The sequence below is a fragment of the Serratia sp. CoH_122_TC_1 genome (genome assembly GCF_058191755.1).
In genome coordinates, this window is the sequence record NZ_JBXWLA010000009.1 from 46,160 (window position 1) to 63,991 (window position 17,832).

Here is a 17,832-nt window from a genome sequence, read left to right on the forward strand (position 1 = left end):
CAGGGCTTTTTGTTTCAGACGGCGGTGATTATGCCGCTGCCCGAATGGGTTCTACATTGTTGACGTCGGGTTCGCCAATCGGCAGAACCTTACGGCCAAATTGCTCGTTGAGCACTTCTGCCATTGCCAGGTAAATGGCACTGGCACCGCAGATAATGCCTTCATAACCAGCAACGTTCAGCAGGGCATGATTGCCCGTGATATTGCCGATCGCCAGCAAGGCGAACAGCAGCGTCAGGCTGCCGAACACAAACTGCAGCACGCGGTTAGCGCGCAACGTGCCGAAGAACATGAACAGAGTGAAGACACCCCACAGCGCCAGATAAATACCCAGTACGCTGGCGTCGGTCGGTTCTGCCAGACCCAGGCGCGGCAGCAGCAGCAGGCCCACCAGGCTCAGCCAGAAGCTGCCATAAGAGATAAAGGCAGTCATGCCGAAGGTGTTTCCCTTCTTGTATTCCAGCAGGCCGGCCATAATTTGGGCCAACCCACCGAAGAAAATCCCCATGCTGATAATGGCGGAATTCAATGGGAAAAAGCCCGCGTTGTGCAGGTTCAGCAAGACGGTGGTCATCCCGAAGCCCATCAGGCCGAGAGGGCCGGGATTCGCCAACTTGTTGGTGTGCATAAGTCCTCTGCAATAACAGAAAATTAACGGAAATAGCGAAGTAAATACATAAATGTTCTGAATGGCCGAAAAATCGATAACTTCCATCAGAGTGCGCGGCATCATAATGATCCCCGGAACAGGAAACAATGATCTGAGTGACGATAAAAAAGAAATTTTTTTCGCCTTGCCCCTTGATGCTGAGTTGGATGGCCCCATCTTATTTGCAACCGCAGTTGCTGACCGCGGCTAAGACTGAAATGTTGGGCAGTTGAAAAACAAAAATTTGCCCGCATATAGGTTAGCAACCTGACCGAATATGAATTTATTAGTGGAGACGTTTAGATGGGCAAAATTATTGGTATCGACCTGGGTACTACCAACTCTTGTGTAGCTATTATGGATGGTGGTAAAGCGCGCGTGCTGGAGAACAGCGAAGGCGACCGTACTACACCTTCGATCATCGCATATACCCAGGATGGTGAAATTCTGGTTGGCCAGCCTGCTAAGCGTCAGGCTGTTACTAACCCACAAAACACCCTGTTTGCGATCAAGCGCCTGATTGGCCGTCGCTTCCAGGATGAAGAAGCACAGCGTGATAAAGACATCATGCCGTACAAAATTGTGGCTGCTGATAACGGCGACGCATGGGTTGAAGTGAAAGGCCAGCGTGTAGCACCACCGCAGATCTCTGCTGAAGTGCTGAAGAAAATGAAGAAAACGGCGGAAGATTACCTGGGCGAACCGGTAACTGAAGCGGTTATCACTGTTCCTGCATACTTCAACGACGCACAGCGTCAGGCAACTAAAGACGCCGGTCGTATCGCAGGCCTGGAAGTAAAACGTATCATCAACGAACCGACTGCTGCTGCCCTGGCTTACGGCCTGGACAAAGAAGTTGGCAACCGTACCATCGCGGTTTATGACCTGGGTGGCGGTACTTTCGATATCTCTATTATCGAAATCGACGAAGTTGACGGCGAAAAAACCTTCGAAGTTCTGGCAACCAACGGCGATACCCACTTGGGTGGTGAAGACTTCGACAGCCGCCTGATCAACTACCTGGTGGAAGAGTTCAAGAAAGAACAAGGTTTCGATCTGCGCAACGATCCGTTGGCGATGCAGCGTCTGAAAGAAGCCGCTGAGAAAGCGAAGATCGAACTGTCTTCCGCTCAGCAGACCGACGTTAACCTGCCGTACATCACTGCAGATGCGAGCGGTCCAAAACACATGAACATCAAAGTGACCCGTGCAAAACTCGAGTCGCTGGTTGAAGATCTGGTAGCGCGTTCTATCGAGCCGCTGAAAGTGGCACTGAAAGACGCAGGCCTGTCGGTTTCCGACATCCAGGACGTGATCCTGGTGGGCGGCCAGACCCGTATGCCAATGGTTCAGAAGAAAGTTGCTGACTTCTTCGGTAAAGAACCACGTAAAGACGTTAACCCGGACGAAGCCGTTGCGGTGGGTGCTGCGGTACAGGGCGGCGTGTTGGCCGGTGATGTGAAGGACGTTCTGCTGCTGGACGTTACCCCGCTGTCGCTGGGTATCGAAACCATGGGCAGCGTGATGACTCCGCTGATCACCAAAAACACCACGATCCCGACCAAGCACAGCCAGGTGTTCTCTACCGCTGAAGACAACCAGTCTGCGGTAACCATCCACGTGCTGCAGGGTGAGCGTAAACGCGCTAACGATAACAAGTCACTGGGTCAGTTCAATTTGGACGGTATCCAGGCTGCTCCACGCGGTATGGCGCAGATCGAAGTGACCTTCGACATCGACGCCGACGGTATTCTGCATGTGTCTGCTAAAGACAAGAATACTGGCCGTGAGCAGAAAATCACCATCAAGGCTTCTTCTGGTCTGAACGAAGAAGAAATCCAGAAAATGGTGCGTGATGCTGAACTGAACGCCGAAGCGGACCGTAAGTTCGAAGAGCTGGTGCAGACCCGTAACCAGGCTGACCACCTGATCCACGGCACCCGTAAGCAGTTGGAAGAAGCGGGCGACAAACTGCCAGCAGAAGACAAAACGGCTATCGAAGCGGCGCTGAAAGATCTGGAAACCGCGGTTAAAGGCGAAGATAAAGCCGATATCGAAGCGAAGACCCAGGCTCTGGTGCAGGTTTCTGGCAAACTGCTGGAAATGGCTCAGGCGCAGCAGGCACAGCAAGGTGCTGATGCTGGTGCTGACAACGCGGCGCAGAAAGACGACGACGTGGTTGACGCTGAGTTCGAAGAAGTTAAAGACAAAAAATAATCGCCCTTAAGCGGGCACGTAACGGCCGAGAGGCCGTTACTGGAAACCAGCACGGGCGTCGAGGCAACTCTGCGCCCGTGCACGCATGTTAAGGGTTACAGAAATAATGGCGAAGAAAGACTATTACGAGATTCTCGGCGTCTCCAAGACGGCGGAAGAGCGTGACATAAAAAAGGCGTATAAGCGCCTGGCGATGAAATACCATCCTGACCGTAACCAGGATCAAGACGCCGAAGCCAAGTTTAAAGAGATCAAGGAAGCGTACGAAGTCCTGACCGACGATCAAAAGCGTGCAGCTTACGATCAGTACGGCCACGCCGCTTTTGAACAAGGCGGTATGGGTGGTGGCGGTGGGTTTGGCGGCGGCGGTGCCGATTTCAGCGACATCTTTGGCGACGTTTTCGGCGATATCTTTGGTGGTGGCCGCCGTCAGCGTGCCAGCCGCGGTTCTGATCTACGTTACAACATGGAGCTGTCCCTTGAGGAAGCGGTTCGTGGCGTAACCAAAGAGATCCGTATCCCGACGCTGGAAGAGTGTGGCGTTTGCCACGGTAGCGGTGCAAAACCAGGCAGCTCGCCAGTGACTTGCCCAACCTGTCACGGCCAAGGCCAGGTGCAAATGCGCCAGGGCTTCTTTACCGTGCAGCAGGCCTGTCCGCATTGCCATGGCCGCGGCCAAATTATCAAAGACCCGTGCAACAGCTGCCATGGCCACGGCCGGGTAGAGAAAGCCAAAACGCTGTCGGTGAAAATCCCGGCCGGCGTTGATACTGGCGACCGCATCCGCTTAGCGGGTGAGGGGGAAGCCGGTGAACATGGCGCACCAGCAGGCGATCTGTACGTTCAGGTTCAGGTGAAAGCGCACCCGATCTTCGAACGCGAAGGGAATAACCTGTACTGTGAAGTGCCGATCAACTTCGCGATGGCAGCATTGGGCGGTGAAATTGAAGTGCCAACGCTGGATGGCCGCGTGAAGCTGAAAGTCCCGTCAGAAACCCAGACGGGCAAACTGTTCCGCATGCGCGGCAAGGGTGTTAAATCGGTGCGTGGTGGCAGCCAGGGTGATCTGCTGTGCCGCGTGGTGGTGGAAACCCCGGTTAACCTGAACGACAAGCAGAAGCAATTGCTGAAGGAACTGGAAGAGAGCCTGGGTGGCCCTTCTGGTGATAAAAACAGCCCACGTTCGAAGAGCTTCTTCGACGGTGTGAAAAAGTTTTTTGATGACCTGACGCGTTAAGCTGTTGTTCTGTTAGCGTACTGCATAACCCCGGCGTCAAAACCGGGGTTTTTTATTGGCCGTGGACGGCTAATAACCCTACAAAAAATGTGACACCTGTCGTATATAGATCGGTTTTTACGATCATTAAAGCATTTATAAACGTATTTTATCGAGCTAAATCGCCGTCTATACTCATTCCATTACTTTGTTTGCGGAGCTGTTTCTACTTCGCGCATCTCTGGAGAGACGTATTGTGACCAATATCATTCGTCAATTTTTACGTCAGGAAGCCGCAGGCGGCATTATCCTGATCGTAGCCGCGATTATCGCGTTGATCATGGCCAATACCCCAGCCCAGGGGATTTATCATGCTTTTCTCAATTTACCGGTCATGGTGAAAGTGTCCTCACTGGACATTGCCAAGCCGCTCCTGCTGTGGATCAACGACGGCCTGATGGCGATCTTTTTCTTGGTGGTCGGGCTGGAGGTCAAGCGTGAACTGATGCAGGGTTCACTGGCTGGGCGTGATAAGGCGGTGTTTCCCGCTATTGCTGCGTTGGGCGGCATGTTGGCACCGGCACTTATTTACCTGCTGTTTAACGGTGCCGATGAGGTTACTCGTCAGGGCTGGGCGATCCCGGCGGCAACGGACATTGCGTTTGCCCTTGGGGTGATGGCGTTGTTGGGGAACCGCGTACCAACCAGCCTGAAAGTGTTCCTGCTGGCGCTGGCGATTATCGATGACCTGGGTGTGATCGTGATTATTGCACTGTTCTATACCCACGAAGTGTCGATGGCGGCTTTAGGTGTAGCAGCCGCGTCTGTTGCGGTGCTGGCATTTATGAACTGGCGTGGCGTGGGCAAAACGTCGCTTTACATGATTGTCGGCCTGGTGCTGTGGGTGGCTATCCTCAAGTCCGGGGTACATGCGACCCTGGCCGGGGTAATTATTGGCTTTATGATCCCGTTGAACGTGAAGAAAGGCCCGTCACCGTCGGAGACTCTGGAGCACGAGCTTCACCCATGGGTGGCGTTCCTGATACTGCCGCTGTTCGCTTTCGCCAATGCGGGTGTTTCATTGCAGGGCGTGTCACTGAGTGGGCTGACCTCACTGCTCCCGGTCGGTATCGCAGCGGGTCTGTTCATCGGTAAGCCGTTGGGTATCTTCATCTTTAGCCTGCTGGCGGTGAAGTTGGGCATTGCCAAGCTGCCTGAAGGAATTGGTTTCAAACAGGTGTTTGCCGTTTCTGTGCTCTGTGGTATTGGTTTCACCATGTCAATTTTCATCGCTTCGCTGGCGTTTGGCGATGCGGATGTCGTACTAAGCACTTATTCGCGGCTGGGTATCCTGATTGGGTCAACCACGGCGGCGGTGGTTGGATACGGTCTGTTGCGCATGTCGTTGCCACGGGTCAGATAACCCCTTTAGGGGATCCTCTGTTCGTAAGTACCGATTACAATAGCTGGTCGGAGCTGTGCAGTATGAAATATGTGCAGCTTCGGCCATTCTGTTTGGGACGAATGCAGCAACAGGTTGTCTGAAACAGGGAAAGGACATTAGTCGCTCGTCAGGGTCTATCGTTTAGCCTGACGAAATGTTAAGGAGAGCACCTCGTGAGGATGTCGCATATTAACTTTAATCACCTTTACTACTTCTGGCAGGTCTGCAAGGAAGGTTCGGTGGTCGGCGCCGCTGAAGCACTGTTTCTGACGCCGCAGACCATCACCGGCCAGATCAAAGCGCTGGAAGAACGTTTGGACGGTAAGCTGTTCAAGCGTCAGGGGCGTGGGCTGGTGCCTTCTGAATTGGGGCAGCTGGTTTTCCGCTACGCCGACAAAATGTTTATGCTCAGCCAGGAAATGCTGGATATCGTCAATTATCGCAAGGAATCTAACCTGCTGTTCGACGTCGGGGTCGCGGATGCGCTGTCCAAACGCTTGGTGAGTCAGGTTCTGGAGACCGCGGTGGTGGTGGATAATGAACAAATCCATCTGCGCTGCTTTGAGTCGACGCACGAGATGCTACTGGAACAGCTCAGCCAGCATAAGCTCGACATGATTTTGTCAGATTGCCCGGTGGACTCCAGTCAGCAGGAAGGGTTGTTTTCACTCAAGCTGGGTGAATGCGGTATCAGTTTCTTTTGCCGTCAGCCCGCGCCGGACTTGCCGTTTCCCGCTTGTCTTGAACAGCGTAAGCTGCTCATTCCAGGCCGGCGTTCGATGCTGGGGCGTAAGCTGCTTAACTGGTTTAACACGCAAGGTATTCAGGTAGAGATCTTGGGCGAGTTCGATGATGCGGCCCTGATGAAGACCTTTGGCATGTACCACAACGCGATCTTCGTTGCGCCGACGCTGTATGCGCAGGATACCTATAACGATGATGACGTGGTGGAGATTGGGCGTATTGATAGCGTACAGGAAGAGTACTACATCATTTTTGCCGAACGAATGATCCAGCATCCAGCGGTACAACGGGTATGCAACAAGGATTTTTCCGCGCTGTTTACTTACTAACGCGGTGAAAACTGCAGACGTAAAAAAACCGGCCTGAGCCGGTTTTTTTATCAAGCAGACAACGTAATGCTTATTGCATTGCGTTGATACGCGCAGTCAGATTTGACTTATGGCGTGCTGCTTTGTTTTTGTGGATCAGGCCTTTAGCTGCCTTGCGGTCCACGATTGGTTGCATCACGAGGAATGCGTTTTTTGCAGCTTCTTTATCGCCAGTTGCGATAGCAACTTCTACTTTCTTGATGTAGGTACGCATCATAGAGCGGCCGCTAGCGTTGTGCTTACGACGTTTCTCAGACTGTACGGCGCGTTTCTTAGCTGATTTGATATTAGCCAAGGTCCAACTCCCAAATATATTCTATTGAGGACAATTCGAAGGCCGAGGAATATCCCCTTTTAGTCTTCGTTTGTCAACGGATTTGTGCAAATAAGCGCCGTTTGTACGGGCGGCACTTGCTACGTTGTGATGGGGCAGGATTTTACCAGCTTCGGTCATGGGAATACAGTGTTTCGCGAGAAAATTCGCCAATGAATTGCTGTATTGGCTGCAAGCTGTTGGTCGTGGTCGATAATCAGCGGCATGTTGCCGGATAAACTGCGGTTGGGGCGTTTCACCTGCAGATTATCTCCGGTATGGTATGTCTATTACACAAAGGCACCAATCGCGGGTTAACCTTAACCGCTGTACAAGGTATAATCCGGCGATTTCCACTGTTTTGAGCCAGCTATGGAGCTAATTCGCGGCATTCACAATATCCGGGCACGCCACCATGGTTGTGTGCTCACCATCGGCAACTTTGACGGCGTACACCGCGGTCACCAAGCGTTGCTGGAGCAGCTGAAACAAGAGGGGCAACGCCTCGGGCTGCCAGTGATGGTCATGATCTTTGAGCCGCAACCGCTGGAAATGTTTGCAGCGGACAAGGCACCGGCCCGACTCACGCGCTTGCGTGATAAAGCCAAATATCTGGCGCAGGCGGGCGTTGACTACCTGCTGTGCGTCAAGTTTGACCCGCGTTTCGCCGCCAACACGGCACAGGCGTTCGTTGCCGAGTTGCTGGTGGAAAAACTGGGTGTGAAATTCCTGATGGTCGGGGATGATTTTCGCTTTGGCGCGACGCGTCAGGGCGATTTTCCGCTATTGCAAAAAGCCGGGATAGAATACGGCTTTGAAGTGATCAGCACGCCGACCTTCCGTGAAGGCGATCAACGTATCAGCAGTACGGCGATTCGCAATGCACTGCGCGATGATGATCTGGCACAGGCTGAAACGCTGTTGGGTCATCCGTACAGTATTTCAGGCCGAGTAGTACACGGTGATGAACTGGGCCGCACCATCGGCTTCCCCACGGCCAACCTGCCGCTGAAACGCCTGGTTGCTCCGGTCAAAGGGGTTTATGCGGTGGAGGTGTATGGCCTGGGGCCTGAACCGCTGCCTGGCGTAGCCAATATTGGTACGCGACCAACCGTTGCCGGCGTGCGCCAACAGCTGGAAGTCCATCTGTTGGATGTCACAATGGATCTTTACGGGCGCCATATTGACGTGGTGCTCCGCGCGAAATTGCGCAATGAACAGCGTTTTGCTTCGCTCGATGCCCTGAAGCAGCAAATCGCCAATGATGTGGTGACGGCCCGGAAGTTCTTCGGGTTAAAAACACTGGTTTAATCGTTTACCCTAAGTAATTCGAGCCGCATCGCGGCGGCAACCGCGCGAATCCCGATGGGCTTGCACAGGCAAGTGATTCGGATAAGAAAGGGCGGCCCACAAAGATGTGGCTTGAAGTGCGACGGGTAAATAGCCGAAAACGGAAACGAGAATCTCATGAGTGACTACAAGAATACCCTGAACTTGCCGGAAACAGGGTTCCCGATGCGTGGCGATCTGGCCAAGCGTGAACCTGGCATGCTGCAACGTTGGTATGAACAGGATCTGTACGGGATCATTCGTACTGCCAAAAAGGGCAAAAAATCCTTCATTTTGCATGACGGCCCTCCGTATGCGAACGGCAGCATTCACATTGGTCACTCGGTTAACAAGATTCTCAAAGACATTATTATCAAGTCAAAAGGGATGTCCGGTTTCGATTCGCCTTATGTTCCAGGTTGGGACTGTCATGGTCTGCCGATCGAACTGAAAGTCGAGCAGCTGTACGGTAAGCCGGGCGAGAAACTCACCGCGGCGGAGTTCCGTGTGAAATGCCGTGAGTATGCCGCTGAACAAGTTGAAGGCCAGAAAAAAGACTTCATCCGTCTTGGCGTGCTGGGTGACTGGGATCACCCGTACTTGACCATGGACTTCAAAACCGAAGCCAATATCATTCGTGCGCTGGGTAAAATCATCGACAACGGTCACCTGTTGAAAGGTGCCAAGCCGGTGCACTGGTGTACCGATTGCCGCTCTTCACTGGCGGAAGCGGAAGTCGAATATTACGACAAGACGTCGCCGTCTATCGATGTGGCTTTCCACGCGGTTGACGCGGCTGCCGTGGCGGCCAAGTTTGGCGTCACCAGCTTCAATGGCCCGGTCTCTTTGGTTATCTGGACCACCACGCCGTGGACCTTACCGGCTAACCGCGCTATCTCTCTGCACCCGGAATTTGCTTATCAGCTGGTGCAGGTCGACGGCCAATGCCTGATCCTGGCGGCTGAACTGGTAGAAAGCGTGATGAAACGCGCCGGTATCAGCGCGTGGACCGTGCTGGGCAGTTGCAAGGGTGCCGATCTGGAGCTGATGCGTTTTGAACACCCGTTCATGGGCTTCGACGTACCGGCGATCATGGGTGAGCACGTCACGCTGGACGCGGGTACCGGTGCGGTACACACCGCCGGTGGCCACGGCCCGGATGACTTTGTCATCAGCCAGAAATACGGTTTGGAAATTGCCAACCCGGTGGGGCCGAACGGTTGCTATCTGCCGGGCACTCATCCACTGCTGGATGGCAAGTTTGTGTTTAAGGCCAACGATCTGATCGTTGACCTGTTGCGTGAGAAAGGTGCATTGCTGCACGTGGAGAAACTGGTTCACAGTTATCCCTGCTGCTGGCGTCACAAAACGCCGATCATCTTCCGTGCAACGCCTCAGTGGTTCATCAGCATGGATCAAAAAGGCCTGCGCAAGCAGTCGCTGGAAGAGATCAAAGGCGTACAGTGGATCCCTGAATGGGGCCAGGCACGCATCGAAACCATGGTCGCTAACCGCCCGGATTGGTGTATCTCACGCCAGCGTACCTGGGGCGTGCCAATGTCGCTGTTTGTGCATAAAGACACGGAGCAACTACACCCACGCAGCGTAGAGCTGATGGAAGAAGTGGCCAAACGTGTTGAGCAGGACGGTATTCAGGCATGGTGGGATCTGGACGCCGCTGACATTCTTGGCGCGGAAGCTGTCGACTATGTCAAAGTGCCCGATACCCTGGACGTGTGGTTCGACTCCGGTTCGACCCATTCTTCCGTGGTTGATGTTCGTCCTGAGTTCAATGGTCATGGCGCTGACATGTACTTGGAAGGCTCCGACCAACACCGTGGCTGGTTCATGTCATCACTGATGATCTCCACCGCCATGAAGGGCAAAGCACCCTATAAAGAAGTACTGACTCACGGTTTCACCGTTGACGGTCAGGGCCGCAAGATGTCCAAGTCCATCGGCAACACCATCAGTCCGCAAGACGTGATGAACAAGCTGGGTGGTGACATCCTGCGTCTGTGGGTGGCTTCTACGGATTACACCGGTGAGATCGCGGTATCTGACGAGATCTTGAAACGTTCTGCCGATTCTTATCGCCGCATCCGTAACACCGCGCGCTTCCTGCTGGCGAACCTGAACGGGTTCGAACCAAGCACGGATTGTGTGGCTCCGGAAGATATGGTGGTACTGGATCGCTGGGCCGTGGGTCGTGCTCTGGCGGCACAACAGGATATCGAGCAGGCTTACGCCAACTACGATTTCCATGAAGTGGTACAACGCCTGATGCAGTTCTGTTCTGTCGAGATGGGGTCCTTCTACCTGGATATCATCAAAGATCGCCAGTACACCGCGAAGAGCGACAGCGTCGCCCGCCGCAGCTGCCAGACTGCGCTGTTCCATATCGCAGAGGCATTGGTGCGCTGGATGGCACCGATCATGTCGTTCACCGCTGATGAAATCTGGGCTTTCCTGCCGGGCAAACGCGCGCAGTACGTGTTCACTGAAGAGTGGTACGACGGCCTGTTCGGTCTGGCCGAAGGCGAAGGCATGAACGACGCCTTCTGGGCTGAGCTGCTGAAAGTGCGTGGCGAAGTGAACAAGGTGCTGGAACAGGCACGTGCTGACAAACGTCTCGGTGGCTCGTTGGAAGCCGCGGTAACGTTGTATGCCGATAGCGAACTGGCTGAACGTCTCAACAGCCTGCAGGATGAGCTGCGCTTTGTGTTGCTGACCTCCGGCGCTCGCGTTGCACCTTTGGCTGATGCGCCAGCGGATGCACTGACGTCAGAACTGGTGAAGGGCCTGAAAATCGCCTTCAGCACTGCAGAAGGTGAGAAGTGTCCGCGCTGCTGGCATTACACCACCGATATCGGTTTGGTGGCGGAGCATGCAGATCTCTGCGGCCGCTGTGTTATCAACGTAGCCGGCGACGGCGAAAAGCGTAAGTTTGCCTAATGAGTAAACCAATCTGTTCGACTGGCCTGCGCTGGCTGTGGCTGGTAGTAGTCGTGTTGGTGCTGGATTTTGCCAGCAAGCAGTGGATCCTCGGTAACTTTGTGCTGGGCCAGTCCCAGCCGCTGATCCCGTCGTTCAATCTGTTCTATGCGCGTAACTACGGTGCTGCGTTCAGTTTCCTGGCCGATCATGGCGGCTGGCAGCGTTGGTTCTTCGCCGGTATTGCGGTGGCTATCGTGGCGGTGCTGCTGGTGATGATGTACCGCAGTCAGGCGCAGCAGAAGCTGAACAACATTGCCTATGCTTTTATCATCGGTGGTGCGCTCGGTAACCTGTTCGATCGCTTATGGCACGGTTTTGTCGTCGATTTTATCGACTTCTACGTAGGCGATTGGCATTACCCGACCTTCAACCTTGCAGATAGTTTTATTTGCGTAGGGGCGGCGATGATAGTGCTGGAAGGCTTCTTGTCGCCGGCGAACAAAAGCGCAAAGAGCAAAGGTGAGTAATATGACGGCTCAGGTTAACGGCAGCAGTGAAGTGTTGGTGCACTTCACGCTGAAACTGGAAGACGGTTCGACCGCAGAGTCTACCCGCAGCAGTGGCAAACCGGCGCTGTTCCGTCTGGGTGACGGCAGTTTGTCCGAACCGCTGGAAGCACAACTGCTTGGTTTGAGTGCGGGCGACAAATGTGCTTTTACCTTACAGCCGGAAGCGGCATTCGGTGCAGAGAACCCGGATCTGGTCCAGTTCTTCTCACGTCGTGATTTCGCGGAAACCGGGGTACCGGACGTCGGCACAATTATGCTGTTTACCGCCGTTGACGGTAGCGAAATGCCAGGCGTGGTACGTGAAGTGGCGGAAGATTCGATTACCGTTGATTTCAACCATCCGCTGGCGGGCCATCCGGTAACCTTCGATATCGAAGTGCTGGAGATCGATCCGCAGCAGGAGGAGACGCATGCAAATATTGCTGGCTAACCCACGCGGCTTCTGTGCTGGGGTTGATCGTGCGATCAGTATCGTTGAACGTGCGCTGGAAATTTATGGCGCACCTATCTATGTGCGCCACGAAGTGGTGCATAACCGCTATGTGGTAGATAGCCTGCGCGAGCGCGGGGCGGTATTTATCGAGGAAATTACTGAAGTGCCGGATGGGTCGATTTTGATCTTCTCGGCGCACGGTGTTTCTCAGGCGGTACGAGCAGAAGCCAAAGCGCGTGATTTGACCATGCTGTTTGATGCCACTTGCCCACTGGTGACTAAAGTGCATATGGAGGTGGCGCGAGCCAGCCGCCGTGGTACCGAGGCGATCCTGATAGGCCATGCGGGCCATCCAGAAGTGGAAGGCACCATGGGCCAGTACAGTAACCCTAAAGGGGGCATGTACCTGGTCGAGTCGCCAGATGATGTGTGGAAGCTGCAGGTGAAAGATGAGAGCAACCTGTGCTTTATGACGCAAACCACATTGTCGGTGGATGACACGTCTGACGTGATTGATGCTTTGCGCAAGCGCTTCCCGAGCATTATCGGCCCGCGTAAGGACGATATCTGCTATGCCACCACTAACCGCCAGGAAGCGGTACGCAACCTGGCGGGTGATGCAGATGTGGTTTTGGTTGTGGGGTCGAAAAACTCCTCTAACTCTAACCGGTTGGCAGAGCTGGCTCAGCGTGTCGGCAAGCCGGCATATCTGATCGACTCTGCGGCTGACATTCAGGAAGCCTGGCTGAAAGATGCCCGTAATATCGGTGTCACTGCCGGCGCATCCGCACCTGACGTACTGGTTCAGGATGTGATCAGCCGCCTGAAGGCGCTGGGGGGTGTCAACGTGCAGGAAGTCAGCGGCCGCGAAGAGAACATTGTGTTTGAAGTGCCGAAAGAGCTGCGGGTTGATATCAAGCAGGTTGAATAAGCCTCAACGACAAATAAGATAACGGGGAGCCTAGGCTCCCCGTTTTTCGTTTGGGAGCGAGAGCCAAGAAATAGAGGAATTGAGTTTTGGGTAGGGAAAGGGAACTGATTCAAATTTTATGTTATTCAAAGTCAAATTCGTTCTGATAATTTGAATTAAAGATGAGAAATTATTTATATAGAAAGTCAGGGAGTTATTAAGGATAATATCATTAGTCTGCAATCTAAATTAACTCTGGTGCTGGTCAGCAATATGCCGAAAAGTTAAATAACTAAATTAAGTGACGTTACGGATACTTCTTATTTTATTAAGTTCTGAACTGATCTAAGGAATGCTTCTCGTTTTTCTGTAAATAGATTTTCATATGCTCTAATAAGCGGCGAACTTTTAATGGTTGGCTGTCCCTTCTTGGCATAATCGCATAACAATTAATGTCGGGTAATCGCCACTCGGGTAACACCTCCACCAAATCACCGTTGTGTAATTCACGCTCAACGTTGACAAAAAAATTCCGGATGATTCCTTTGCCGGCCAGTGCCAATTCTTTCATCGCCATGCCGTTATTGGTAAATAAACGTCCGGTCATTCGTAACCTGTGCTCTGCGCCGTCCTGATGGAGCAGGCGGACAAACTGCGGGTTGCCCAAGGGGGTAAAAGTAACCCATTGGTGGTGAGTCAGTGACTGCGGGCTATCGGGTATGCCGTGGTTGGCAAGGTAGACTGGAGAAGCGCACAGGACTTCGCGAAAGCGCGCCAGCCGGGTCGATACGTAGCTGGAGTCGGCCAATACGCCACCGCGGATGGCCAGATCAATGCGTTGGCCTATCAGGTCGATTTTTTCGTCATGAATTTCTAATCTCAGTGTGATTCGCGGGTGATCATCAAGGAAGCTTTGCAGCGCCGGCACCAGATAATGGGTGGCAAATTCCGTGGAGGTGGCGACGCGCAATTCCCCAGCCAGTTCACCGCGCAACGCAGCGATACGCTGCTGGCCCCGTTCGGCTGCATGGATCATCAGTACACAATCCTCATAAAAACACAGCCCGGCCTCGGTCAGGCTCAGTGAACGCGTAGAACGTAGAAGTAATTGAATGCCCAGTTCGTTTTCCAGCAAGCGGATATGCTGACTGACGGCGGAGGTAGTAATGCCTAATTCTTTGGCTGCCATGCTGAATGCGCCGCAATCGACAACTTTAGAAAAAATGGCCATGCGTTTTAGAATATTACTCATAGTTTGTTAAGTTCAACTTAACCAAGATTGTGAATTATACGGGCTAATAATATAGCAGTTTCTCTTCTATATTGCCTGAAGCAGATAAATCGTGAGGGTAAGACTTATTTCCCGATCGTCATCTCTATTTTTGATAAGTCTTATTGCGTTTGCGAATAAATTGCCTGCGCCACATCTGAACAGGAGTTAATTGTGGATAGTGCTCGTATTGAAACAATATCGTTAAAAATCCTTCATGAGCTATTGCAATACCGACGTCGATTCCCAGGAATGGAAACGTCAAACGCTGAGGAAGAACATGCCGTTTCTCAGGTACAATTACCGCGTATCCGGGCATTTATTGAAAACCAACAACGCATTGAATTTGTGCTCCCCGCCTTCCCAACAAAATCACCTAATACTAATAAGGTAATTGGTTCGGTGCCCGATATGGCAGAACGGCTGTCACTGATATTCCTTAATTCTCTCTGCCAGCGTATTCAGCTTTATTACCCGCCAGGGGCGCATATCGTCATCTGTTCTGACGGCCATGTCTTTGGCGATTTGATCCGCGTCAGCGATGACGCCATTAATCACTATCAGCGCGAAATCGAAAACTTGTTACATGAGGTGGGGGCAACTCACCTGAGCGTGTTCAACCTGGGCGATGTGGAAGGCCTGGCCGAGCATACCGGCGATTACGATCTCCTGCGTCAGCTGCTGGTCGACGGTTATGCCGAATCGGAAACGGCGATCAAACAACAGTTGATGCAGGATGAGCAGGGGTTACAGCTGTATCGCGCCATCACCCGCTTCTTGTATGAAGACAGTCAGCTTCCTGATTACGTTGGTTCCAACGCGGCACTGCAAAAAGATGCCAAACAGCGTGCCTGTGGCGTGATACAGCGTAGCTGGGCCTGGGGCAATTTGTTGGCCCAGCATTTCCCATCGGCGATACGTTTGTCTATCCACCCGCAGCCTGCGGACAGCCTGAAAATGGGCATTCATATGATGCCGACCAAAGATGATTGGCTGACCCCGTGGCACGGGGTGGCGGCTAACATCAACGGACAGTTTGTTCTGATGAAGCGCAAGGATGCCCAGCAGTTGGCGGGTGAACTGGTGACGATCCGCGGAACACCCAGCCATTACCTGATCGAACAACCTCAAATGGCGTAATTGGCCACATTGCGCCCGCAATCTTGGTGGGCGTCTTTTAACGGTACGGTTGCCGTGTGAGCAGCAAATTCGATTCAAGGAGAGTTACTGATGGACAATCAAACACTGAACTGCCGCATTGAACTGAATACCCCCTTTGGTGCGGTACTGACCCCTATGCACCCTGGGCAACACATCAGCGAACTGCCCGTGGCTGCACTGCGGGCATTGGCGCAGCAGCATCACCTGTTGGTGTTGCGCGGCTTTGGCTCCGGTTTTACCGATCCACAGGTACTGACGCATTATGCCGAGGGGTGGGGAGACATCATGATGTGGCCGTTCGGTGCGGTGCTGGACGTGAAAGAACACCCGGACGCCAAGGACCACATTTTCGATAGCAGCTATGTGCCACTGCATTGGGATGGTATGTACAAACCGACCATTCCTGAGTTTCAGCTGTTCCACTGCGTCGCGGCACCTTCACAGGATGAAGGCGGACGGACGACCTTTGTGGATACCACGCGGTTGTTGGCCAATGCTGACGAATCACTGTTGGCCCAGTGGCTGACGGTATCGATCTCCTACCGTATTAAGCAGGTGGTGCATTATGGCGGTGAGGTGTGCTCGCCGCTGGTGGTGACGCATCCAAGCGGCCACGGGCAGATCATGCGCTATAACGAGCCGCCGACCGAAGGCAAGAAATTCCTGAACCAGCACGCCCTGGAATACCACGGTGTGCCGCAAGATCAACAAGAGGCTTTCCATCAGACGCTGCAGCAGCATTTGTACGATCCGCGCCACTATTATGCCCATCAATGGCAGCAGGGCGACGTCGTCATTGCGGACAACTTCTCGTTATTGCACGGCCGTGAAGGGTTCACTGCCCGTTCCGCACGTCATTTGCAGCGCGTGCATATTCAGAGTAACCCGGTGTGTGCCAATTTGGCGCTGAAGCCGGCTAACGCAGAGGCTTAACCCGTTATGGCACGTATTCTGATGACCGCGGTGGCAACGCCGGGTCATGTTTATCCGATGCTGAGCATTGCTCGATACCTGATTGCGCAAGGGCATCAGGTTCGGGTGATGACCGGCGCCCTGTTTCGTGAACGTGCAGAAGCGGCTGGCGCACAATTTATCGCCTTTGATGAGCGGGTAGATTTTGATTACCGCTATCTTGAGCAGCACTTTCCAGAGCGCGCTGCGCTGCCCCCGGGTAATGCGCAGATGGCGTTGGCGCTGAAAGATTTTTTTGCTGCGCCGATCCCGCTGTTGGATCAGCAATTGCGCGCCGCGATCGCGGCTGAGGCCACGGATTTGTTGATGGTGGAAAACTGCTTCTATGGCGTGTTACCACTACTGCAAAGGGTGGACCGTCCTCCGGTGATCGGCATCGGCGTGACACCTTTGTCGTACTCTTCAACGGATTCGATCTTCTACGGGCCGCGAATACCCCCCGGGTTATTGCCACGCGATTTGCTGCGTGAGCAACTGGTGGATGACGCGACCCGTTTGCTCATCGATGAAGTGCACCAGCGCTTTGATGTTGCGATGGCACAATCCGGCGGTAAACCGCTGCAACAGGCGTTTACTGATGCACTGATTGGCGGTTGCGATCGATTCTTGCAACTGGCTACCCCGGCGCTGGAATATCCCCGTGACGATTTGCCTGACAGCGTGCGTTTTATTGGCCCGTTGCGCAGTGCCGCGGCGGCGGATAAGACACCAGACCTGTGGGATGAGGCCGACCGTCGTCCGCTGGTGATCGTCTCGCAGGGCACGCTGGCGAATGTCGATCTGCACCAGTTGATAGTCCCAACGTTGAAGGCGCTGGCGCAGTTACCTGTGCGAGTTTTAGCGACCACCGGTGGGCGTTCAGTTGAAGCCTTGCAGGCACTTTTGCCTGCTAATGCCAGGGTGCAGGCGTTTATCTCTTTTGATCACTGGTTGCCGCAGGCGGCGTTGTTGATCACCAACGGCGGTTACGGTTCGATCAACGCCGCGTTGGATCACGGCGTACCCTTGATTGTAGCCGGTACGGGCGAAGATAAACTCGAGGCCGCTACGCGGGTGGTCGCTGCGGGATGTGGGATAAACCTGCATACCAGCACTCCAGATGAAGCACAGCTGAGGCAGGCCGTACAACAGATCCTGGCACAGCCGCTGTATCGACAGCGTGCGGCGCTGGTCCAGGCCGACTATGCGCGCCATGATGCGCTGGCGGCAATCGCCGAGGAAGTGGCGGCCTTAACCGGTTAAGCAGCCCGTCTTATCACCTTTTAGGCACCCTTCGTGGTGCCTTTTTTTATGCAGATTC

16 protein-coding genes are annotated in these 17,832 nt (G+C 53.6%); 13 read left to right on the forward strand and 3 right to left on the reverse strand.

Annotated elements, in window-relative coordinates; genetic code table 11:
• Positions 1-28: 28 nt before the first annotated feature.
• The gene (gene satP / locus AC2FC2_RS13130; protein ID WP_209634981.1) at positions 29-628 is read right to left on the reverse strand and encodes an acetate uptake transporter; all 600 of its coding nucleotides are present in this window, start codon (positions 626-628) and stop codon (positions 29-31) included.
• A gap of 61 nt (positions 629-689) precedes the next feature.
• On the opposite strand from satP, the gene AC2FC2_RS13135 reads away from it, so the two are divergent.
• From AC2FC2_RS13135 to nhaR, 5 genes are all read left to right on the forward strand, one after another.
• Positions 690-860 carry a hypothetical protein gene (locus AC2FC2_RS13135; RefSeq protein ID WP_209634983.1) on the forward strand — a complete coding sequence of 57 codons (171 nt, stop codon included), beginning with the start codon at positions 690-692 and terminating at the stop codon, positions 858-860.
• 92 nt (positions 861-952) lie between these two features.
• On the forward strand, positions 953-2,866 hold the full coding sequence (gene dnaK / locus AC2FC2_RS13140; protein WP_209634985.1) for a molecular chaperone DnaK: 1,914 nt from the start codon (positions 953-955) through the stop codon (positions 2,864-2,866).
• A 106-nt stretch (positions 2,867-2,972) separates the two neighbouring features.
• Entirely contained in the window at positions 2,973-4,103 is a 1,131-nt protein-coding gene (dnaJ, locus tag AC2FC2_RS13145; protein ID WP_037420667.1) for a molecular chaperone DnaJ, read from the forward strand.
• A 235-nt stretch (positions 4,104-4,338) separates the two neighbouring features.
• Positions 4,339-5,505, forward strand: a complete 1,167-nt coding sequence (gene nhaA, locus AC2FC2_RS13150) for a Na+/H+ antiporter NhaA (protein WP_209634986.1) — start codon at positions 4,339-4,341, stop codon at positions 5,503-5,505.
• A 194-nt stretch (positions 5,506-5,699) separates the two neighbouring features.
• Positions 5,700-6,599, forward strand: a complete 900-nt coding sequence (nhaR, locus tag AC2FC2_RS13155) for a transcriptional activator NhaR (RefSeq protein WP_037420673.1) — start codon at positions 5,700-5,702, stop codon at positions 6,597-6,599.
• Positions 6,600-6,669: 70 nt separating this feature from the next.
• Here nhaR and rpsT read toward each other — a convergent pair whose 3' ends face one another.
• The gene (gene rpsT / locus AC2FC2_RS13160) at positions 6,670-6,933 is read right to left on the reverse strand and encodes a 30S ribosomal protein S20 (protein WP_037420676.1); all 264 of its coding nucleotides are present in this window, start codon (positions 6,931-6,933) and stop codon (positions 6,670-6,672) included.
• A 390-nt stretch (positions 6,934-7,323) separates the two neighbouring features.
• Here rpsT and ribF point away from each other — a divergent pair, with 390 nt between their 5' ends.
• The 5 genes from ribF (at position 7,324) to ispH (ending at position 13,150) form a co-directional block, all read left to right on the forward strand.
• Positions 7,324-8,262, forward strand: coding sequence for a bifunctional riboflavin kinase/FAD synthetase (ribF, locus tag AC2FC2_RS13165; protein WP_061807386.1), 939 nt, complete (start codon positions 7,324-7,326; stop codon positions 8,260-8,262).
• 156 nt (positions 8,263-8,418) lie between these two features.
• Positions 8,419-11,235, forward strand: a complete 2,817-nt coding sequence (ileS, locus tag AC2FC2_RS13170) for an isoleucine--tRNA ligase (RefSeq protein ID WP_490659369.1) — start codon at positions 8,419-8,421, stop codon at positions 11,233-11,235.
• Positions 11,235-11,744, forward strand: a complete 510-nt coding sequence (lspA, locus tag AC2FC2_RS13175; protein WP_209634990.1) for a signal peptidase II — start codon at positions 11,235-11,237, stop codon at positions 11,742-11,744. Before ileS ends, lspA begins: the two co-directional genes overlap by 1 nt.
• Before the next feature lies 1 nt (position 11,745).
• Positions 11,746-12,216 carry an FKBP-type peptidyl-prolyl cis-trans isomerase gene (gene fkpB, locus AC2FC2_RS13180; protein ID WP_209634992.1) on the forward strand — a complete coding sequence of 157 codons (471 nt, stop codon included), beginning with the start codon at positions 11,746-11,748 and terminating at the stop codon, positions 12,214-12,216.
• Positions 12,197-13,150 (forward strand): 4-hydroxy-3-methylbut-2-enyl diphosphate reductase, encoded by a 954-nt coding sequence (ispH, locus tag AC2FC2_RS13185; protein WP_209634993.1) that lies wholly within the window; start codon positions 12,197-12,199, stop codon positions 13,148-13,150. The genes fkpB and ispH overlap by 20 nt, the downstream gene beginning before the upstream one ends.
• Positions 13,151-13,457: 307 nt before the next feature.
• Here ispH and AC2FC2_RS13190 read toward each other — a convergent pair whose 3' ends face one another.
• Positions 13,458-14,381 carry a LysR family transcriptional regulator gene (locus tag AC2FC2_RS13190; RefSeq protein WP_209634996.1) on the reverse strand — a complete coding sequence of 308 codons (924 nt, stop codon included), beginning with the start codon at positions 14,379-14,381 and terminating at the stop codon, positions 13,458-13,460.
• A 192-nt stretch (positions 14,382-14,573) separates the two neighbouring features.
• Here AC2FC2_RS13190 and pvcA point away from each other — a divergent pair, with 192 nt between their 5' ends.
• From pvcA to AC2FC2_RS13205, 3 genes are all read left to right on the forward strand, one after another.
• Positions 14,574-15,539, forward strand: a complete 966-nt coding sequence (gene pvcA, locus AC2FC2_RS13195; RefSeq protein WP_209634998.1) for an L-tyrosine isonitrile synthase — start codon at positions 14,574-14,576, stop codon at positions 15,537-15,539.
• A 90-nt stretch (positions 15,540-15,629) separates the two neighbouring features.
• Positions 15,630-16,493, forward strand: coding sequence for a TauD/TfdA dioxygenase family protein (locus AC2FC2_RS13200; protein ID WP_209635000.1), 864 nt, complete (start codon positions 15,630-15,632; stop codon positions 16,491-16,493).
• A 21-nt stretch (positions 16,494-16,514) separates the two neighbouring features.
• Positions 16,515-17,774 carry a glycosyltransferase gene (locus AC2FC2_RS13205; protein WP_265555865.1) on the forward strand — a complete coding sequence of 420 codons (1,260 nt, stop codon included), beginning with the start codon at positions 16,515-16,517 and terminating at the stop codon, positions 17,772-17,774.
• The last annotated feature ends 58 nt before the right edge of the window (positions 17,775-17,832 follow it).

Excerpts from the sequence above, each read along its gene's own strand:
- fkpB (WP_209634992.1), top strand. The coding sequence starts at position 11,746 with ATGACGGCTCAGGTTAACGGCAGCAGTGAAGTGTTGGTGCACTTCACG.
- lspA (WP_209634990.1), top strand. The coding sequence starts at position 11,235 with ATGAGTAAACCAATCTGTTCGACTGGCCTGCGCTGGCTGTGGCTGGTA.
- satP (WP_209634981.1), bottom strand. The coding sequence starts at position 628 with ATGCACACCAACAAGTTGGCGAATCCCGGCCCTCTCGGCCTGATGGGC.
- AC2FC2_RS13205 (WP_265555865.1), top strand. The coding sequence starts at position 16,515 with ATGACCGCGGTGGCAACGCCGGGTCATGTTTATCCGATGCTGAGCATT.
- ribF (WP_061807386.1), top strand. The coding sequence starts at position 7,324 with ATGGAGCTAATTCGCGGCATTCACAATATCCGGGCACGCCACCATGGT.
- AC2FC2_RS13135 (WP_209634983.1), top strand. The coding sequence starts at position 690 with ATGGCCGAAAAATCGATAACTTCCATCAGAGTGCGCGGCATCATAATG.
- ispH (WP_209634993.1), top strand. The coding sequence starts at position 12,197 with ATGCAAATATTGCTGGCTAACCCACGCGGCTTCTGTGCTGGGGTTGAT.
- ileS (WP_490659369.1), top strand. The coding sequence starts at position 8,419 with ATGAGTGACTACAAGAATACCCTGAACTTGCCGGAAACAGGGTTCCCG.
- AC2FC2_RS13200 (WP_209635000.1), top strand. The coding sequence starts at position 15,630 with ATGGACAATCAAACACTGAACTGCCGCATTGAACTGAATACCCCCTTT.
- AC2FC2_RS13190 (WP_209634996.1), bottom strand. The coding sequence starts at position 14,381 with ATGAGTAATATTCTAAAACGCATGGCCATTTTTTCTAAAGTTGTCGAT.
- dnaK (WP_209634985.1), top strand. The coding sequence starts at position 953 with ATGGGCAAAATTATTGGTATCGACCTGGGTACTACCAACTCTTGTGTA.
- dnaJ (WP_037420667.1), top strand. The coding sequence starts at position 2,973 with ATGGCGAAGAAAGACTATTACGAGATTCTCGGCGTCTCCAAGACGGCG.